Here is a 17,645-nt window from a genome sequence, read left to right as displayed (position 1 = left end):
ACGGCGAGCCGTTGAAGCGCCCGTTGGCGATGCCCTCGACACTCGTGACGGACATGCCCATGACCTCGGCGAGGCATGACCACGAGCCGTACGCGGCGCGAAGGTTGCGCAACGCGGCACGGAGGCGCTTGCGCTGCGTTGGGGTGAGGGAGAGGCAGGGGATGGAACGGCGGCGCCGTGTAGGTACACGTCCGCCTTGCCCACCGTCGGGTGGGATCAGGTATAGCTGCACTGTCGGACCTCGTTAGCGCGGGGTTCGGCCACGCAGCCCGGGGTGGTGAGACACCCGCGGGCTGCACTTGCTTACGGCCGAACCTACGCGGCGAGATCCGCAGTCGCCACGCGAATCAGGCTATTTTGACCACTTCGGGTCAAAACTGACCATTACCAGCGCGCTCGCGAAGGACCAGGATGCGTTGTGGTCGCGGGCGAGCCGGGTCGCGAGGGGACCAGGACGCGTTGTGGTCGCGGGCGAGCCGGGTCGCGAGGGGACCAGGACGCGTTGTGGTCGCGGGCGAGCCGGGTCGTGATGGGACCAGGACGCGTTGTGGTCGCGGGCGAGCCGGGTCGTGATGGGACCAGGACGCGTTGTCCGGTGTCGGTCGAGGAGCTCGCCGTCACCGCCGGGCGTGGCGCAGGGCGTGCGCGATGCCGCTCTGCAAGGTGCTCAGCGTCGTGATCCCGGAGAGGTCCACGCCGAGCGTGACAAGCGTCTGGGCCACCTCCGGGCGGACGCCCGTGAGCACCACGCGGGTGCCGAGCAGCTGGGCGGCGCGCGCGGTCCGCGTCAGCGCGTTCGCGACGTGGGTGTCGACGGCGCGCACGCCGGTGATGTCCAGGATCGCGGTGTGGGCGCCCTGTCTTGTGATGCCGGAGAGCAACGTCTCCATGATCTGCTCCGCGCGCCCGCTGTCGATCGTCCCCACCAGCGGCATCGCCACCACCCCGTCGGCGAGCGGGATGAGCGGCGTGGACAGCTCCCGCAGGGCGGCCTGCTGCCCGGCGATGATCTCCTCCTGAAGCGCGGCCCGCTCGGCCTCCGCGCGCTTCAGGGTGGTGATCTCGGTCACGATGCCGCCGAGGCCGATCGGCTCGCCGTGCTCGTCGTGGATCGGGAATTTGACCGTGAAATAATGGAGTCGATCGTCCCCGATCGGCAGCACCTCTTCGAACTGCATGAGCTGACCGCCGGCGATCACCTCTCGCTCCTTCTCCGCGAGCAGCTCGGCGACCTCGGTGGGCATGGGGCCCTCCCTGTCATCGCTTCCGATGAGCTCGACGACGTGCTTCTGCAAGGACTGCGCATACGCGCGGTTGACGAAGACGTAGCGCCCCGCGATGTCCTTGACGAAGATGGAGCTGCGCGCGTTGTCCACGAGCTGCAGGAGCATCTGGTAGCGCCCGTGCACCGTTCGCTCCCTCCGTCGCTGGTCGCCGGTGTCGTCGACGATCGCCGCGATCTCGCGCGCCTCGCTCCGGTCGTCGCGCAGCACGGCGTAGGTCCACCGGCAGACGAGCGCGTTTCCCTCTTTCGTCCTGGCCTCGCTCGCGGTCGCGGCGAACCGGCTCTCCTCCCGCGTGAACTCGAACGCCCGCGCCGCGGCAGGGGACACGGGATCCGCGGCCACGAGGTCGGCCAGCCTGCGGCCGACGGCCTCGCCCGCGCTCCAGCCGAACATGCGCTCGGCCGCGTCGTTCCAGCGGGTCACCGTGCCGTCCAGGCGCCAGTAGACAACCGCCGGCACCGCCGTGGGCAGGCCGTCGAGCGGGGTGTGAGCGCCCGCGCTCCCCGCGCCGTTCAGCGCCGCGTCGTCTGGCGCCGCTCTGTCCAGCGCCGCGCCGTCCGGCGCGCGACCGTCGGACCGCTCCGCCAGCGCCTTCTCCAGCGCCGCCACGCGCGCGCGCAGCTCCGCGTTTTCTTCTCTAATCCGCCCGGCTTCGCCCAGATCTTCGCGCAGCATCGGCAAGACTGCGAGCCTACGCGGGGCGTCGCCGGCGTTTCAAGGTCGCTGGCAGGGCGGTTCGATGTTGCCTGGCAGGTCGCCGCAGAGGCGGTGCCGGGCTGGGACACGCGGCGTCGATGTGAGCGCCGGGCTGGGACACCCTCGGCCCGATGTACTAGGCTCCGCCCGTGTCGCGCGCCCTCGACTCGCTGCTCGCGCTGTCGCGTTCCCACGCAGCCGGCGCATCCAGCGGGCCTCCCTCTTCGCCCTCTCCTGCTCGCTCTGCTCGCTCGCTCCCGGAGCGGCCGTGACGCGGAGCTTCGCGCCCTCGGGGGATCTCTCCTCGCCGGTCGTCGCCATCGCCTGCGTCGTCGCCGCGCTGAGCTTCGGGCTGCTCGTGCTGGAGCTCGTCCGCTCGCGCGGCCGGGCCATCACGGGGGCGGGCGGCGGCCGCGGCGCGGCGCTCGGCACGGCGCTCACGGGCGCGCTCGCCGTGCTCTGCCTGCTCGCCGCCATCCTCCGCCCGGTCGCGGTCGCGTCGCGCGGGAGCCTCGTCGGCCCGAAGGTCGTGGTGCTCGTCGACGGCTCCCGGTCCATGGACCTGCCCGGCCTCGCGGGGACCCGCCGCGACAGCGCCCAGCTGGCGCTCGCCGAGCTCGGGAAGCGCGCCGACGTCCGGCTCTCCCGCTACCTGTTCGGCGAGGGACCGCCGCTGCCGGCCGACGGGCAGGCAGGCGATCCAGGCGGCCTCGCGCCGGCGCCGGGCGGGAGCGCCGGCGCCGCGCCGGGCGGGAGCGCAGGCGCCGCGCCCGCGCCCGGCGGGAGCGCCGGCGCCCCTGCGCCCGCCGCCCTTGTCGCGGCGCCGGCGCGAGGCCGGGCGCAGCGCCGCTCGGACCTCAGCGCCGCCCTCGAGGCGCTCGCCCGCGCCGCGGACGAGCGGCCGTCGGCGTTCGTCGTCATCTCCGATGGCCGCCTCGACCGCCCGGGCCCGGAGGGCACCGCCGCGGCGACGCGGGCCGCGCTGGAGGGGCTCGACGTCCCGGTGCACACGGTCGCGGTGGCGACCGAGTCCGTGCGCGACGCCAGCGTCCGCGCGGTCCGGACCGCCGGCGCCGCCGTCGCCCACCAGCCGCTCTCGCTCCGGATCGAGATCGGCTGCAGCGGCGGCCTCGCGTGCGACGCGGTCCCCGTCGTCGCCCGCGAGCTGCGCGAGCAGGGCGCGCCCACGACGCTCGCGACGGGCACGGCGCACGTCGAGGGAGGCGTCGGCATGGTCGAGCTCGGCGTGACGCTCGACCGCGCCGGCAGGCGCATCCTGGAGGTGGCGATCGACGCGCCGGACGGCGACGAGCTCCCCGAGAACGACGTCCGCTACGTCACGCTCGACGTCGCGCGCGATCGCATCCGGGTGCTCCACGTGGCGGGCCGGCCGACGTACGACGTGCGCGCGCTCCGGATGTGGCTCAAGGCCGACGCCTCGGTCGACGTCGTGGCGTTCTTCATCCTGCGCACCCCGGGCGATGAGGTGAACGCGTCGTCCGACGAGCTCGCGCTGATCCCCTTCCCGGTGGACGAGCTGTTCAGCGTGCACCTGTCCAGCTTCGACGCGGTCGTCCTGCAGGACTTCGACGCCGCGCCGTACGGCCTGACCAAGCACCTGCCGGCGCTGGCCCAGTATGTCGACAAGGGCGGGGGCCTCATCATGGTGGGCGGCCCGAACGCCTTCGTGCAGGGCAACTACGCGCGCACGCGGCTCGCCCGCGTGCTGCCGGTGGATCTCGACGTCGGCCGCGCGCCCCCGGATCTCGGCGCCTTCGTGCCGCGCATCACCGCCGCGGGCCGCGCGGCGCCGGTGCTCGCGCCGCTGCTCGCGCTGATCGGCGACGAGATGCCGGAGATGCCGGGGACCAACGTGGTCGGCGATCCGCTCCCCGGGGCGACGGTGCTGATGACGCACCCGACGCGCACGACGGCCTCGGGCGCGCCGATGCCGGTGCTCTCGCTGGGCGAGCACGAGAGCGGCCGGACGATCGCGCTGACGCTCGACGGCAGCCACCGCCTGCTCTTCAGCGCGTTCGCCTCGAGCTCGGCGGGCCGCGCGCACGGCGCGTTCTGGGACGCCCTGCTCGGCTGGCTCATGCGCGATCCGCGCTTCGAGCCCGCCGCGATCGAGCCGCGCGGCGGCTGCCTCGCGGGCGAGGAGACGGCGCTCGTGCTGCGCCCGCTCGCCGGTCAGCGGGGCGAGGCCAGGGTGACGATCGCGCGCCTCGGCAGCGGCACGGTCGTGCGGACGCTGAGCGCGCCGATCGGCGAGGGCGGCGAGCCGATCGAGCTCGCGGCCGGCCGCCTCGAGCCTGGCGGCTACGCGGCCACGGTGGAGATCGTCCCGGCGGAGGGCGCCGCCGGCGACGCGAAGGGCGCCACGACGAGGCGCGACTTCGCGTGCGAGCGCGGCGGCGACGAGTGGGCGGATCCGCGCCCGGACGTCGCGCGCCTGGAGGAGATCGCCAGGGCGACGGGCGGGGCGTCGGTGCTGCCGGCGGCCGCCGGCTCGCTGCCGCTGCCGGCTGCCACGCAGGTGGCGGCCGAGCGCCACGTCGCGCCGCTCCTGCCCCCCTGGGCCTGGACGGCCGCGGCGGCCGCGGCCCTCGGCGCGCACTGGGTCGTGCGGAGGCGCGGGGGCCTCGCCTGAGGGGACCTCACCTCAAGGAAGCCACGGCTTCTCCAGCGGATCGGCCTTGTCGCCGACCCACACCCTCAGCACCCCGAAGTGGTCCGGATCCCCGCTGAGGAGCGCGTGGTTCACGATGAGCAGCATCTTCGCCGAGTCGTTGAAGGCGACGTTGGCGGGCGCGTCGAGGGGCATCTCGTCTCCGGGCGAGCTCTCGATGCGCGTCTCCTCGACCCCGTGCTCGTCGAGCACCGAGATGGCGTTGGCCGCGGCGAGCGTGACATAGAGCTTCCCCGATTTGCCGAACGCGAACCCGTCGGGCGCCTCGCCGGCGGTGTAGTCGTGGACCCGCTCCAGATCGGCCTCCTCGGGGGCGTCGACAAGGGGGAGCCGGTAGATGGACCCGAGGCTCGGATCCGACAGGGAGAAGGTCACCGAGACATAGACGTGCTCCCGCAGCGGATCGAGCCTGATCCCGTTCGCGCCGAACGGCAGGGGACCCCCTCCGGAGAGCGCCTGGCTCTGGAACCAGATCTGCGGCGCGCCGCCCCCGGGCGCATAGCGGAAGATCGTCGCCTGGAACGAGTCGGTCACATAGGCATAGCCCTCCTCGTCGAAGACGATGTCGTTCGGGAGCGGCGGCACCTCGAAGGGCGTCGGCGAGCACGCCTCTCCCGGCGCGGCCGCCACGCACGCCGGCAGATCCGGCAGCGGAGCGCCGTAGGTCTCCTGGACGTATCCGTGTCCAGTCTTGGTGAAGCGCAGCAGTCCTAGCTGCGTGCTGAGCGCATAGACGCGGCCCTGGCCGTCGACCGCGATGCAGCTCAGCGCATGCTCCGCGCCGAGCGCCTCGCCCGCCACCGTGATCGTGCCCTTCAGGACCTTGCTGTCCCTGTCGTGAACGAAGATCTTCGACGGCCCCCGACCCGCGGTGCCGAACGTCGCCGGGCCAGACACGAAGACCCGATTGCCATCGACCGCGATCCCCTCAGGGAACCCGGGAGACGCCGGGAACGTCGCGAACGTCTTGATCTGGCCGTGCCATTCCCCGTGCGCCCGGGCCGAATCTGCGACCAGCGCCGACGCGATGGAAAGCAGCGTCAGCGCGCCGCAAACAAGCCCCGTTCTGCTCGAGCGCGATAGTTCTGGCTGCATGAAATGCGACATGCTCCCTCCTGGGTCCGTGATCCACGGACCGAGGTTGTCGAAATGAACGCCATCAAGAAGCGAAGGTGCGATCGGCCCGGCTTCGTCAAGCCGAAGACGCGTCCATGATGGCTGGAGTATATGCCGATGGGCCAATCGGCTGTCGAGGTAAATTTCCTTCGATCGTGAAGTCACGGCGAGGCGCCTGCGCGACGCGGACAGGCTCCTGTCTTTACTATGATTGAATCTGCGTACTTGCGTATTTGCGCGTGTGCGCCCCCGCTGAACCACGTGTTACCACGTGTTGACATGAGTGGCTAACAGGCGCGTGTCGTCCTGTGATCGAATGTGATTGATTCGCGCACCAAGCAATGACTTGTCGGCGCGGGCTCGACGCGACGCGACGCGCCGGCGTCGATCACGCAGCTGCGTCGGGCAGGCCGTGTGGCGGGAGCAGCGGGAGCGCCGCCCCGAGCGTGGCCAGCTTGTCGGGATTGCGCAGGAGCCAGAGCGCGTCGATGCCGGCGGGCGACACCCAGCGCGCCGCGCTGGCCTCGACGTGTCGCCCGCCGGACCCCGCGTCTACGGCCGCGCCGGCCAGGCGACGGGCGTCGGCGCGAGCCGCGGCTCGACGGTCCCGTCGCCCAGCTCGCCGTTCCTGTTGTCTCCCCAGCAGAGCATCTCGCCCGTGCGCCTGAGCGCGCAGCTGTGGTCCGAGCCGAGGGCCAGCTCGACAACGTCGGTCAGCTCGAGCGGCTGCGGGAGCAACAATGGATCCTGCGTCCCGTTGCCGAGCTGACCCTTCGTGTTGTCGCCCCACAGGAGCACGTCGCCGCTGGCCAGCACCGCGCCGGAGTGCCTCGCGCCGAGCGCGAGCCGGCTCACGTCCACGAGATCCGGGATCTCGCGCGGCGCCGCCTCGACGTTCTCGGTGCCTGTCCCGAGGCGGTACTGCGCTCCCTCACCCCAGCAGGAGGCCACGCCGGTCGCCGGCGCGGCGCACGTGTGCAAGGCGCCCGCGGCCGTGAGCGCGACGCTGGTGAGGCCCGGGAGGGTCAGCGGGACGCTCGACGGCTGGAAGCTGCCGGCGCCGAGCTGGCCGCTCAGGTTGTGGCCCCAGCAGCTCATCAGCCGCTCACCCATCCGCTCGATCATGCCCGCGCAGGTGTGCGAGAGGCCGGCGCTCACCGAATCCACGCCGTCCAGGACCACGGTGGGCACGTACTGATCGGCCTCGTCGCCGTAACCGAGCTGGCCGGAGCTGCCTTCGCCCCAGCAAAAGAGACCGTGCGACGCCGTCACCGCGCAGGTGTGGCTCCCGCCGGCGGCGACCTGGGTCGCGCCCGCGAGGTCCCTGGCGCGCACGGGAGAGAGGGCGTTCGTCGCCTGGCCGTCGCCGAGCTGCCCGCTGTTGCCTGCGCCCCAGCACGCCACGGCGCCGTCGGTCAGCACCGCGCAGGTGTGCGACCGCGCCGACGAGATGCTCGTCGCGACCTTGACGGCGCCGCCGCCGAGGCCGATGACCTGCCTCGGGATCGGCCGATCCTGCTGCAGCGTGCCGTCGCCGATGTTGCCCCAGGTGTTCCGGCCCCAGCACCAGACCGTGCTGTCGCTGAGCACCGCGCAGGTGTAATCGGTGCCGGCCGAGATGTGCCGGGGCACGACGCAGGCACCCTGCACGCACTGGCCGCTGCAGGGGTTGTCGCAGCTGCCGCAGTGCGAGAGGCTCGTGAGGAGATCCACCTCGCAGCCGTTCTCGGGGTCCTTGTCGCAGCTGCCGCGGTTCTCCTCGCATGCCGGCGACTGGCAGACGCCGTCGAGGCAGCTCGGCCGGCCGCCGAAGGCCGAGCAGACGACGTCGCACGCGCCGCAGTGCTCCGCGTCGGTCGTCGTATCGACGCACGTGTCGCCGCACACCTCGCCGCCGCCCGGGCACGCGCCGCCGCTGCCGCCGCTGCCGCCGCTGCCGCCGCCGCCGCTTCCGCCGCCGGTGCTGGAGCTCGTCGACAGGTCGGGCGGGCGCGCCGTGAACTCCTTGCCGCACGCCCCGCAGGCGACGGCGACGGCGACGGCGGCAGGCACGTACGCCGCCGCGAGGAGCAGCGAGGCGGACGGGATCCGGCTGGCCCGAGGTCGATGCGTGGAAGCCATGGAGGGCGCTTTCCCTTGCGTTGTGGCGCGGCAGCGCCGTGGGGGCGCGACGCGCGCTTGCAGCATTCTAGACGAAGTCGAGGGCCGAGATCTCGCCTCGCGCTGCGCGCCGGCTGGCCTGCCGCTCCGATCAGCGCGCGGCGACGAGCAGATCGTCGATCGGCGGCACCTTCTCGAGCACGCCGAGGTCGACGAGCTGCTTCGCGAGCGTCTCCCAGCGTTCGCGGGTCATCACGCCGAGGCCCTTCTCCTGGGTCTCGGGGGTCTCGATGAGCGGCCGCTGCGCCTCCGCCGCGGCGACGAAGGTCTCCGCGTCCATCGCGGTGTTGAGCGGGGCCATGACCTCGTTGGCGCGCTTCGGATCGTGCAGGTAGGTGCGCCAGCCCTCCCGCGTGGCGCGGATGAACGCGCGGACGCGCTCCGGGTTCTCCTTCCAGAGCGCCGCGCGCGTGATCACGACCACCACGTACGGGTTGAACCCCTCGCTGGCCACGAGGAACGCGGCGGGATCGCTCCCCTTGCGCTTGGCCGCGATCGGCTCGGCGGTGATGAAGCACTGCTGCGAGAAGTTCTTGTCGGCGACGAAGCGGGCGACGCCGCCGTCGTACGGGACGACCTTCACCTTGCTGAACCCGTACTTCTTCTTGAGGTACGCCGCGTAAGGCAGCCCCGGCTCGATCGCGAGCGTGCCGCCCGACGCGAGGATGTCGGCGATGCCCTTCGCGCCGCGGCTCTCGTGGGTCATGATGGCCTGCGGCGAGGTCTGGAACACGGCGAAGAGGGGGAGCACGTCCGCCCCGCGGGCGCGGGCGGTGAGCACCTCGTCGGCGCCGGAGAGGCCGAAATCGACCTGCCCGCCGGCCACCATCTGGACGACCGGCACGCCGGCGCCGCCGCCGAGGATCTCGACCTCGAGCCCCTCCTTCGCGAACGCGCCGGCCTCGCGCGCCGCGTAGAACCCGCCGAACTCGGGCTCCGGGACCCAGTTGAGCGCGAGCTTCACCTTCGCGGCCGGCGCGCCCTGGGCCGCGGCCGGCGCGCCCTGGGCCGCGGCCGGCGCGCCCTGGGCCGCGGCCGGCGCGCTTCCCTGAGAGGAGGGGGCCGATGAGCGCCCATCGCCTTCCGGCGACCGCGAGCACGCGGGGGCGAAGAGGGGGACGGCGATGAGGGAGGCGAGGCGCTGGAGGACCAGCCGGCGACTGTCACGGGAGTGCATCAGCGATTGATCTCCGAAGGATGCCAGCGCCGCAAGAGCCGCTTGCCGGCGAGGTCGACGGCGCCGAACAGGGCGAGGCCGAGCGCGGAGGCGAGCAGCACGGCGGCGAAGAGCAGATCCGTGCGCAGCTGGCGGTAGGCGGACAGGACCAGGATGCCGAGGCCGGCGGCGTCCTCCGAGAAGCCGGCGACGAACTCCCCGACGATGGCGCCGATGACGGCGAGGCCCGCCGCGATCCGGAGCCCGGTCACGATGTGGGGGAGCGCCGAGGGCAGCTCGAGCTTGCGGAGCGTGGCGAAGCGGCGGGCACCGTAGAGCCGGAAGAGATCGCGCAGCGCGGGCTCGACGGAGCGCAGGCCGGTGAGCGTGTTCGCGATGACCGGGAACACGGAGACGATGAACGCCGAGACCGTGACCGCGCGCAGGCCGGGGCCGCACCAGAGCACGAGCAGCGGGGCAATGGCGACGATCGGGACGGTCTGCAGGAAGACGGTATAGGGATAGAGCGCCCTCTCGAGCGGACGCGACGAGGCGAGCGCGATGGCGGCGAGCACGCCGACCGCGGCGCTGAGGCAGAAGCCGGCGAGCGCCGCCTTCGCGGTGGTGAGGGCGCCGGCGAGCAGGGTGGCGGCGTCCTTCGCGCCCGCCCGCGCCACGTCCGAGGGGGGCGGCAGGAGATAGGCGGGGATGTCGAGCGCGCGGGCGAGCACCTCCCAGAGCGCGAGCAAGAGCACGAGCGCGACGAGCGGCGGCGCCACGGCCTGGAGCAGAGTCGGTCGCACGGACCGAGCCTCATAGCGCGACGTCGCCGCGCCAGGAAGAGGGCGCGGCGGAAGAAGCCAGGCCGGCGCGCGGGCGCGGCGCGCGAGGCCATGCGCAAGGACGGCGGCTCGAGCGCGCCGCGAGCAGAGCGATTCGGCGCATCGCGACGCAGAAGGCGGAGAGGCCGAGAGCACAGGGGGTTGCGAGCACGGAGGGTCCGCGTCGAGAGCCCTGCGCGCTCGATGAGAGATGGGGTGGAGAGCGACGCATCGCGCGGCCGGTGCCTGACCGCGGTGGATCTCTATGCGTCCGGAACACCCGCGACGGCGGGCGGAGGGTGGGCTTGGGCGAGAGGGGGGCTTGTCGAGGCGGGGCGTGAACCGCGCCGAGCGCGGCGCCTCTCGGCCCGACTACTTGCCCTTCTTGGCGGGCGCGGCCGGAGCCGGCGACGCCTTGGCTACCGCGGCTGCTTTCTTCTGGTTCTTGTCCGCCGTGTCCTGCTTCTTCTGTCGATCTTTGGCCTTCGGAGATTTGTCACCCATGAGAGCACCGCCTCGGTGGACGCGTTGGTAAAAAATCCACCTCGATCGAGGGTAGCACCAACTCCGGTGGCGTAGTCACGAACTTTGTACTTCGCGAGCGCGCGCGCCTTGCCGTCTCGCTGCCTTCGCTTGCCCACGGATAAGCAGGACGGCCAGGAGACGGTGGGACCTTCAGCATGGTCGCCTGCTTCCTCCGGGCGATGCGCGGCTGGCGGAGGTGTCCACGGCGTGGACGCCGGCCGCCCACCGGCTGGGCGCCGGTCTCCGGAATGTGCCTGAAAACAAGGGTCTTTGACCCGGCACCGGGCTTGCTGAACAGTCTGAGCGAAGGGCACCGGGAGACCGCCGTGGTCTGGCGGCGTTCACCGGGTTCACCGGGCCCGAGGGGAACCTGTCATGAGAGCCACGTACCGAGACGATGAGGACGTTGCCCGTCTACATATCGAGTCGCTCCTCGCGCGCCACCGCGAGCAGGTCGACGCCATCCCGGAGTCCCTCCGTCGCCTGTACGGTCGCCGCGTCGCCCGGACGCTGGCCGGCCAGGTCGCCCTCTGCGGCGCGGTCCTCGTGATCCTGACCGCCGCCGCGCCCCCCCTGCTCGGCGTCCTCGACGACGGCGCCGCCACGACCGCGCTCCTCGCCGCGTGGGCGACGTCCGCGCTCGCCGGCGTCGCGGGCCGGGTGCTCGCCGACGGGAGGCTCCGGCGCGCGCTCTCCCGCGAGATCCAGCGGAGCGGCGACGTGCACGCGGACCGCGCGCGGATCGAGGCCGCGGCGCCCGAGGCGCGCGTGCGCTGCATGATCGACGCCGAGGAGCGCCGCAGCGTCGCGCTCCCGCTCGCCGGCTTCGTGGCGCTCGCGCCGCTCACGCTGCACTTCGTGATCTACTGCTGCTTCGGGGGCTGGTACGCCACGTGGAGCGGCCTGACCGAGGACTTCGACAGCTGGGTGCGCGCCTCCCTGGTCCTCGTGGGCCACGTGCACGTCCTCACGGCGTACCTCGCCTTCCGCCACGCGCGAGCGATCCACGAGGCGTCGACGCGCGATCTCGCCGCCGGCGCTCCCAAGGGCGCCGGCCGCGCGCTCGTCTACGCGACGCTCGCGAGCCTCTTGCCGGGCGGGATCCTCGTCCTCCCGCCGCTCCTCGTCCTCGCCACGGGCGCCGTGATCCTGCCCGTCTTCGCCCTCGCCCGCGGGCGCATCCTCGCCGAACGGCGGCTCATCGAGGGGTAGCGCCCGCGCCGCGGCGCTCTCTTGCCGGCCTGGGGGGGCGGCGCTAGGAACGCCCCGCGTGTTCAAGGCCATCCTCTGGGACAACGACGGCGTCCTCGTCGACACGGAAGGGCTCTACTTCCAGGCGACGCGCGAGACGATCGCGTCGGTCGGCGTCGAGCTCACCGTCGAGGACTATCGCCAGCTGTTCCTCGTCGAGGCGCGCGGCGCCTGGCACCTCGCCAGCGCGCGCGGGGTCGATGAGGCGGCGGTGCGGCGGCTGGCCGACGAGAGGGACCGCCGGTATCTCGAGCTCATCGCGGGCGGAGACGTCCTGTTGCCCGGCGTGAGTGAGATCGTCGCGACGCTCGCCGCGCGCTTCCGCATGGCCATCGTGACGAGCAGCAAGCCCGAGCCGTTCCACCGCGCGCACGCGACGACGGGCCTCCTCGCGTGGTTCGAGTTCGCGCTCACGCGGGATCAGTACGCGCGCGCCAAGCCGGATCCCGAGCCGTACCGGGTCGCCTGCGAGCGGCTGGGGCTCGCCGCGCAGGATGTCCTCGTCATCGAGGACTCCGAGCGCGGGCTCCGGTCGGCCAAGGCGGCGGGCCTCGCGTGCTGGGTCGTCCCGTCGCCGCTCACCGCGCTGTCGGACTTCACCGGCGCGGACGAGGAGCTCGGCTCGCTGCGCGAGGTGCTCGAGCGCCTCGGTGGAGATCGAGCGTGATCTCAGGCTCGGGTGATGAGCTGGCTCACAGCGCCTGCCCGCTCACTCCCACCGCAACGTGTCGCCGCGTGGATTTTTGCACGGCCCAGCCGGGGACTGCATGAGCGTCTGGCGGTTTGCGAGCGGTTCGTGGCACCTTCGCGCCCGTGGCTTCCGGTGACGGCATCTCGTTCATCGAGCTCGTCGTCCTCGGCTGGTCCTCGGCCACCGCGGCGCCGACGCCGATCCCCATTCGCATCGACTTCGACGCGCCGGCGGACTGCGCGACGGTCGACGATCTCTACGACGGCATCCGCGCCCGATCGGATCGCGTGCGGCAGGCGGAGGACAGAGAGGGCGGCTGGGAAGTGCGCGTGCGGCTGATGCGCGTCGGGTCCAGGGTCCACGGCGAGCTGCGCGTGATCCACGAGCGCGGCGCGACGGACACCCGCACCGTCGAGGCCATGTCGTGCGAGGTCGTGGTCCAGGCGCTCTCGCTCACGGCGGCGCTCGCGCTCGACGAGGTGGCCGAGGAGACCGCGCCCCTGCCGCCGCCCCCGCCGCCGCCGCCGCCGCCGCCCCCGCCGCCCCCGCCGCCGCCGCCCGAGGCCCCGCGCCAGGGGCTGCCGTTCACGTTCGGGCTCGGAGCGCAGGCCCTTGTGACGCAGGTCGTCTCGCCCTACGCGAGCCTGGGCGGCGCGCTCGTCGCCCGGGCGACCTTGCACACGGACAGCGTGCTGAGCCCTTCACTCGGCCTCTCGCTGACATACGCCCGAAACGACATCCTGCAGGGCACCGACAACGCCCTGATCCACTGGACGGCCGCTGCGCTCACCGCCTGCCCGCTGCGCTGGCAGATCGCCGATATCGTCAGCGCGGAGCCGTGTGTCGTGGCCACCGGCGGCTGGTTCACGGCGACGGGGGAGGGCCTGTCGAACCCGAGGTCCGCCGTGCGGTCATGGTGGAGCGCCGGGGCCCTCGCGCGCGCCGCCGTGTCGCTCGGCGGGGGCACCGCCTTCGAAATCGAGGCGGGGCTCGGCGTGCCGCTCGTTCGTCGACGCTTCACCATTTTCTTGCCGACGGAAACGGTCGGCCAAACGCCTGTGATCTCGCCGCTGGCGGCCGTCGGGATCGTGCACAGCTTCTGAGCCGGCACTTCCGTGATCAACTCGATGCAGCCTGGGAATTATGAGACATGGACGGCATCAGGAAGCAGTGCGGCAGGCACGGTGTGCACCCCGACCCGACGCACCTGCTCCGCGCTGACTCCCGCCGGTCGTCGTCTGTGCGGAACGCCTGTTCCCTGGTCTCATGTCCCGCCTCGCGGTGAGCGGAACCATGGTTGCCGAAGTCCTGACATCGCCTGCTTTGCCTGAAATGGAGCCGGCGAACGTGAAACCTTCGGCAGCGAGCTTGAGACAACGGGATGCGCGTCTGCGCCGGATGGTGGACGCGCATCTCGACTTCATCGGGCGGGTGCTCCGCAACGCGGGGACCCCCGCCGCCGAGATCGACGATGCGGTGCAGCGCACCTTCATCGCCGCCGCCCAGCGGCTGGACGATGTCCGGCCGGGGGCTGAGAAGAGTTTTCTTCTCCAGACAGCGCTTCACGTGGCCGCCCACGCGCGACGCAGCGCTGCGCGCCGGCGGGAGTTTCCGGCGGCCGAGCCGCCGGAGGTCGTGGACGCCGCGACACCGGAGCAGCTTACCAGCCAGAAACACGCGCGGCAGATGCTGGACCAGGTACTCGACCAGATGGAGTCGGACCTGCGGACCGTGTTCGTGCTGTACGAATTCGAGGAGATGAGCATGGTGGAGATCGCCGGCGTGCTGGGGATCCCGCAGGGTACCGTGGCCTCTCGGCTACGAAGGGCCAGGGCCGATTTTCGCGAGCGCGTCCGCGCGCTCGAGCTCGTTGGGACGAGCGAGGTAAGACGATGAGTGAACCACGCCGCATGCTGGAAGAGAGCGACAGCCCGCTCGAGCGCGCGCTGCTGAGCGCCGGCGCGTCGTACCAGACTTCACCGGAGACGCGCGCGAAGACGCTGGCCGCGCTGGGCCTCGCCGGCGCCGCCGCGCTGTCGGCCAGCGTCGTCGCGCCTGCTGCGGTCTCCGCGGCGGGGACGGCCGTTGGGTCCTCGTCGCTCGCCGTGAAGCTCGGCTGGACCAAGATCCTCGTCGCGCTCTCGACGGTGGGCGTGCTGGCCGGCATCCCGGCCGGCTATCTCGCCTGGCGCGGGCAAAAGGCGCCGGAGCCCGTCGCGGTCCACCGCTTCGGCGGCGCGCTCGCGGACCCGATCGCCCGGACCGCGCCGCGCCCGATCCCGGCGGCGCCGGCGGCCCAGGCGGCGCCCGTGGAGGCTCGGTCGGAGGAGCTCCCCGCTCCGGCGCGCGCCGGCGAGAGCGGGGGCGCGTCTCCCAGGGTCGCCCCGAAGCCGTCCGCCTCGAGCACGGCGCTCCAGGCGGAGCTCAGCGCGCTGGATGCGGCGCGCACGACGCTCGCGAGCGGCAACGCGCAGGGCGCGCTCGCGCTCCTGGACACCTACTCCAGGGAGCATCCGCGCGGCCGGATGGGGCTCGAGGCCGAGGTCTTGCGGATTGACGCGCTCGCGAAGAGCGGCCGGCCGGACGCGGCGTCGCAGCGCGCCGAGACGTTTCTGCGCCGGCACCCGAACAGCGTGCTTGCCTCCAGGGTTCGGCGCTATGTAACTGATTAAACTCCGGGTCATGCGCTGTCCCGCCCCCCTCCGTTGGTTCCGCGTAGCGTCGGGCATTGTGTGTGCTCCGCTGGCGCTCTGCGCGCTGCCCGCGTGTGGGACAACGGTGGATTGGCTCGGCCATGACCGGATGACCAGCGATGAGCTCCGCCCGCTGACCGGCCCGTCGGAGTACCCCAACGCGCTCCGCGACGTGCTCGGCAAGACGGACGAGGAGATCGCGGAGAAGATCGACGATCGCTTCAATCAGCTCTTCTATGGCGATCCATGGAGCGAGGCGATCTTCTACCCGGACCTGTCCAACACCGATCGGGCCTATATCTGGGATGTCCTGCACGAGCAGGTGCGCACCGAGGGCATCGGCTTCGGGATGATCATCACGGTCGAGCTCGACAAGCGGAGCGAGTTCGATCGGCTCTGGAGGTACGCCAAGGCCTGGCTAGAGCCCACGTCCGGCCCCAGCGAGGGCTACTTCAGGTCGTGGTGCGACACCTCGGCAGGTAAAACGGTGCGGTGCACCGATCCGTTCGGCCTCCAGCAGCTCGCGATGGCGCTGCTCTTCGCCCACGGCCGCTGGGGGAGCGACACCGGGGCCATCGACTATGGAGCGGACGCGATCGCCCTGCTCGAGGTGATGCGCCACAAGGAGACGCTGAACGGCGGCGTCGACGACGGCGTGACGAACATCTTCGACGCGGAGACGAAGCTCGTCTTCGACGTCCCGCACGTCGACGCGGCGGACATCACCCGCCCGTCCGCCGCGATGCCCGCGTACTACGCGCTCTGGGCGCAGGCGACGGGCGACCCGTTCTGGTCCGAGGCCGCGGCCCGCGCGCGCGAGCACTGGAAGGCGGTCGCGCACCCGAGCACAGGGCTCATCCCGGTGCGCGTCCGCTTCGATGGCACGCCGGTGACCGGCTCGGAGCGGTTCGGTTCGGAGTCCTACCGGGCGCTGCTGAACATCGCGCTCGACCACGTCTGGTTCGGGGTCGACCCGTGGCAGGTGGAGGAGGCCGACCGGCTGCTGGCGTTCTTCTCGAGCAAGGGCATGGACTCCTACGTCGGGTCCTACACGCTCGAAGGCGAGGCGGCCGGTGCACGGGAGTCTGCGCTCATCGTCATGAACGGCGTCACCGGCCTGGTCGCCACCACCGAGGAGCGCGCCGAGTTCATCGAGGCGGCGTGGGCGACCGAGCTGACGACGGGGCAGCCGCGCTACTACTCGGGGCTGCTCCAGCTTCTCTCGCTGTTGACGTTGAGCGGTCAGTTCCGCGTGTACTGATCCGGCGCGCGTCCTGCGTGCGCCGTCATCGCGCGGATCGTTCGTGGTCTGCGACGCGACGATCGACATCGGAGCTCAGGTGCAACGCGCCATGGCGATCGGCGGGGCTCACGCGAAGCGAAGGTGGAGGACGGACGGCGCGCCTCCGTCCTGGATCAGGCGCGCCGCCCTGCTCGCTTCGCGCAGCGCTCGCCCGGGCGCCGGCGCGGCCTCGTCCCGGCCGAACGGTCGCAGTCGCGGGTAGCGCGCCACGGATCCATCCGGCGTGGGGAGCTCCAGACAGGCGCGCCACCGCGGCGGGATCCGCAGCGGCGGCGACGCGTCGTGAGCGAGATCGAGGAGGAGCTCCGTCCCCGTCGCGAGGCGCAGGGAGGCTCGCGTGAAGAAGGCGTCGACGAGCTCGGGCGTCTGGCCGGCCAGGGCGCCCTCGGCGATGAGGAGCGTCGGCAGGTCGCCCGCGCCGCGGAGGCCATCCATCCACCCCGTGCACGCGATCGAGCAGCACCTCGCGATGGCGTGGCGATCCGACGCGTGGCAGAGGCGATGCGCGCACTTGAACTCGGCCACGTGGGGCGGATCGAGCTCCACCCAGCGGAGCGTCCCGTTGTCGATGCGCGAGAACCGCGTGCAGAGCCCGGCGTTGAGCGCGATGGCGAGGCCGAACGGGTTCCGCTCGAAGTAGTCCCGGACGAGCCGATCGACGATCATGGTGCGCACCGTCGAGGTCCGGAGCGCGCGGGCGTCGAAGCCCGCCGGATCCACGTCGAGCGAGGCCAGCATCGCCTCGGCCCAGGGATCGGCGAAGTCGAGATCCGGAAAGCGCACCCGCGCCTCGGCGCGCCCGACCAGCGAGAGCACCGTGTCCCTGGAGACGGTCGTGGAGCTCATGCGCCCTCCTGGCAGCGCGGGGCACGAGGCCGCGCGAGCGCGCGCACCCCCGGGGGCCGGCGCGTCACGACAGCTGCGAGGCGCGCGGGATCGGCCCGGAGCGGGCGATCCGCGGCGAGCGGCGTGCGCGAGCTCACGAGACCTCCGCCCGGTGCGCGACGGACCAGGGGAAAGCGGCGAGCGCTGCGCAGGGGGACAGGCTCAGGGCAGGGGGCATCTCTGGGCTCACGAGGGCTCCGTTGTTGATATTGAAAGTGATGTTCAACTTCGATAATTTGAGGCCTCGCTGGTGTCAAGCGCAAATGGAGCTTGCTCGTGCGCCAGGGCGAACGGGCGCGCTGGTGAATGATCAACGGAGGCCAGCCCTGGCTAGAATGCGCACCGATGACGCATCTCCTTGCAGGTTGCC

At 72.3% G+C, this 17,645-nt stretch carries 14 protein-coding genes; 7 read left to right on the top strand and 7 right to left on the bottom strand.

Going from position 1 to position 17,645, the window contains the following annotated elements:
• Positions 1 to 617 precede the first annotated feature (617 nt).
• Positions 618 to 1,961 (bottom strand): PAS domain-containing protein, encoded by a 1,344-nt coding sequence (locus WME75_RS29190; protein ID WP_437494949.1) that lies wholly within the window; start codon positions 1,959 to 1,961, stop codon positions 618 to 620.
• Between the two features lie 289 nt (positions 1,962 to 2,250).
• Between WME75_RS29190 and WME75_RS29185 the strand changes: the two genes are divergently transcribed.
• On the top strand, positions 2,251 to 4,635 hold the full coding sequence (locus WME75_RS29185; protein ID WP_437477832.1) for a glutamine amidotransferase: 2,385 nt from the start codon (positions 2,251 to 2,253) through the stop codon (positions 4,633 to 4,635).
• 12 nt (positions 4,636 to 4,647) lie between these two features.
• On the opposite strand, the gene WME75_RS29180 is transcribed toward WME75_RS29185, so the two are convergent.
• From WME75_RS29180 to WME75_RS29160, 5 genes are all read right to left on the bottom strand, one after another.
• Positions 4,648 to 5,781, bottom strand: coding sequence for an SMP-30/gluconolactonase/LRE family protein (locus WME75_RS29180; RefSeq protein WP_437477830.1), 1,134 nt, complete (start codon positions 5,779 to 5,781; stop codon positions 4,648 to 4,650).
• Between the two features lie 561 nt (positions 5,782 to 6,342).
• A complete protein-coding gene (locus tag WME75_RS29175; protein ID WP_437477827.1) occupies positions 6,343 to 7,911 on the bottom strand; it encodes a hypothetical protein in 1,569 nt (522 codons plus the stop codon).
• A gap of 130 nt (positions 7,912 to 8,041) precedes the next feature.
• A complete protein-coding gene (locus WME75_RS29170; protein WP_437477824.1) occupies positions 8,042 to 9,127 on the bottom strand; it encodes an ABC transporter substrate-binding protein in 1,086 nt (361 codons plus the stop codon).
• Positions 9,127 to 9,909, bottom strand: coding sequence for an ABC transporter permease (locus WME75_RS29165; protein WP_437477821.1), 783 nt, complete (start codon positions 9,907 to 9,909; stop codon positions 9,127 to 9,129). The genes WME75_RS29170 and WME75_RS29165 overlap by 1 nt, the downstream gene beginning before the upstream one ends.
• 390 nt (positions 9,910 to 10,299) lie before the next feature.
• Positions 10,300 to 10,431 carry a hypothetical protein gene (locus WME75_RS29160; RefSeq protein ID WP_437477818.1) on the bottom strand — a complete coding sequence of 44 codons (132 nt, stop codon included), beginning with the start codon at positions 10,429 to 10,431 and terminating at the stop codon, positions 10,300 to 10,302.
• Between the two features lie 396 nt (positions 10,432 to 10,827).
• On the opposite strand from WME75_RS29160, the gene WME75_RS29155 reads away from it, so the two are divergent.
• The 6 genes from WME75_RS29155 (at position 10,828) to WME75_RS29130 (ending at position 16,348) form a co-directional block, all read left to right on the top strand.
• Positions 10,828 to 11,664: a hypothetical protein gene (locus tag WME75_RS29155; protein WP_437477816.1), complete on the top strand. Its 837-nt coding sequence runs from the start codon at positions 10,828 to 10,830 to the stop codon at positions 11,662 to 11,664.
• A 58-nt stretch (positions 11,665 to 11,722) separates the two neighbouring features.
• A complete protein-coding gene (locus WME75_RS29150; protein WP_437477813.1) occupies positions 11,723 to 12,370 on the top strand; it encodes an HAD family hydrolase in 648 nt (215 codons plus the stop codon).
• Between the two features lie 146 nt (positions 12,371 to 12,516).
• Positions 12,517 to 13,497 (top strand): hypothetical protein, encoded by a 981-nt coding sequence (locus WME75_RS29145; protein ID WP_437477810.1) that lies wholly within the window; start codon positions 12,517 to 12,519, stop codon positions 13,495 to 13,497.
• Between the two features lie 163 nt (positions 13,498 to 13,660).
• The gene (locus tag WME75_RS29140; RefSeq protein ID WP_437477808.1) at positions 13,661 to 14,290 is read left to right on the top strand and encodes an RNA polymerase sigma factor; all 630 of its coding nucleotides are present in this window, start codon (positions 13,661 to 13,663) and stop codon (positions 14,288 to 14,290) included.
• Positions 14,287 to 15,066: a hypothetical protein gene (locus WME75_RS29135; RefSeq protein WP_437477806.1), complete on the top strand. Its 780-nt coding sequence runs from the start codon at positions 14,287 to 14,289 to the stop codon at positions 15,064 to 15,066. The genes WME75_RS29140 and WME75_RS29135 overlap by 4 nt, the downstream gene beginning before the upstream one ends.
• Positions 15,067 to 15,196: 130 nt before the next feature.
• A complete protein-coding gene (locus WME75_RS29130) occupies positions 15,197 to 16,348 on the top strand; it encodes a glycosyl hydrolase family 8 (protein WP_437477803.1) in 1,152 nt (383 codons plus the stop codon).
• Positions 16,349 to 16,456: 108 nt separating this feature from the next.
• On the opposite strand, the gene WME75_RS29125 is transcribed toward WME75_RS29130, so the two are convergent.
• The gene (locus WME75_RS29125) at positions 16,457 to 17,236 is read right to left on the bottom strand and encodes a class I SAM-dependent methyltransferase (RefSeq protein ID WP_437477800.1); all 780 of its coding nucleotides are present in this window, start codon (positions 17,234 to 17,236) and stop codon (positions 16,457 to 16,459) included.
• Positions 17,237 to 17,645 lie beyond the last annotated feature (409 nt).

Origin of the sequence: Sorangium sp. So ce1014, from assembly GCF_051521505.1 — a bacterium.
Taxonomy (GTDB): Bacteria; Myxococcota_A; Polyangia; order Polyangiales; family Polyangiaceae; genus Sorangium.
This window is presented reverse-complemented; position numbering and strand designations above follow the sequence as displayed.

Excerpts from the sequence above, each read along its gene's own strand:
- WME75_RS29190 (WP_437494949.1), bottom strand. The coding sequence starts at position 1,961 with ATGCTGCGCGAAGATCTGGGCGAAGCCGGGCGGATTAGAGAAGAAAAC.
- WME75_RS29180 (WP_437477830.1), bottom strand. The coding sequence starts at position 5,781 with ATGTCGCATTTCATGCAGCCAGAACTATCGCGCTCGAGCAGAACGGGG.
- WME75_RS29175 (WP_437477827.1), bottom strand. The coding sequence starts at position 7,911 with ATGGCTTCCACGCATCGACCTCGGGCCAGCCGGATCCCGTCCGCCTCG.
- WME75_RS29170 (WP_437477824.1), bottom strand. The coding sequence starts at position 9,127 with ATGCACTCCCGTGACAGTCGCCGGCTGGTCCTCCAGCGCCTCGCCTCC.
- WME75_RS29160 (WP_437477818.1), bottom strand. The coding sequence starts at position 10,431 with ATGGGTGACAAATCTCCGAAGGCCAAAGATCGACAGAAGAAGCAGGAC.
- WME75_RS29155 (WP_437477816.1), top strand. The coding sequence starts at position 10,828 with ATGAGAGCCACGTACCGAGACGATGAGGACGTTGCCCGTCTACATATC.
- WME75_RS29140 (WP_437477808.1), top strand. The coding sequence starts at position 13,661 with ATGTCCCGCCTCGCGGTGAGCGGAACCATGGTTGCCGAAGTCCTGACA.
- WME75_RS29135 (WP_437477806.1), top strand. The coding sequence starts at position 14,287 with ATGAGTGAACCACGCCGCATGCTGGAAGAGAGCGACAGCCCGCTCGAG.
- WME75_RS29130 (WP_437477803.1), top strand. The coding sequence starts at position 15,197 with ATGACCAGCGATGAGCTCCGCCCGCTGACCGGCCCGTCGGAGTACCCC.
- WME75_RS29125 (WP_437477800.1), bottom strand. The coding sequence starts at position 17,236 with ATGAGCTCCACGACCGTCTCCAGGGACACGGTGCTCTCGCTGGTCGGG.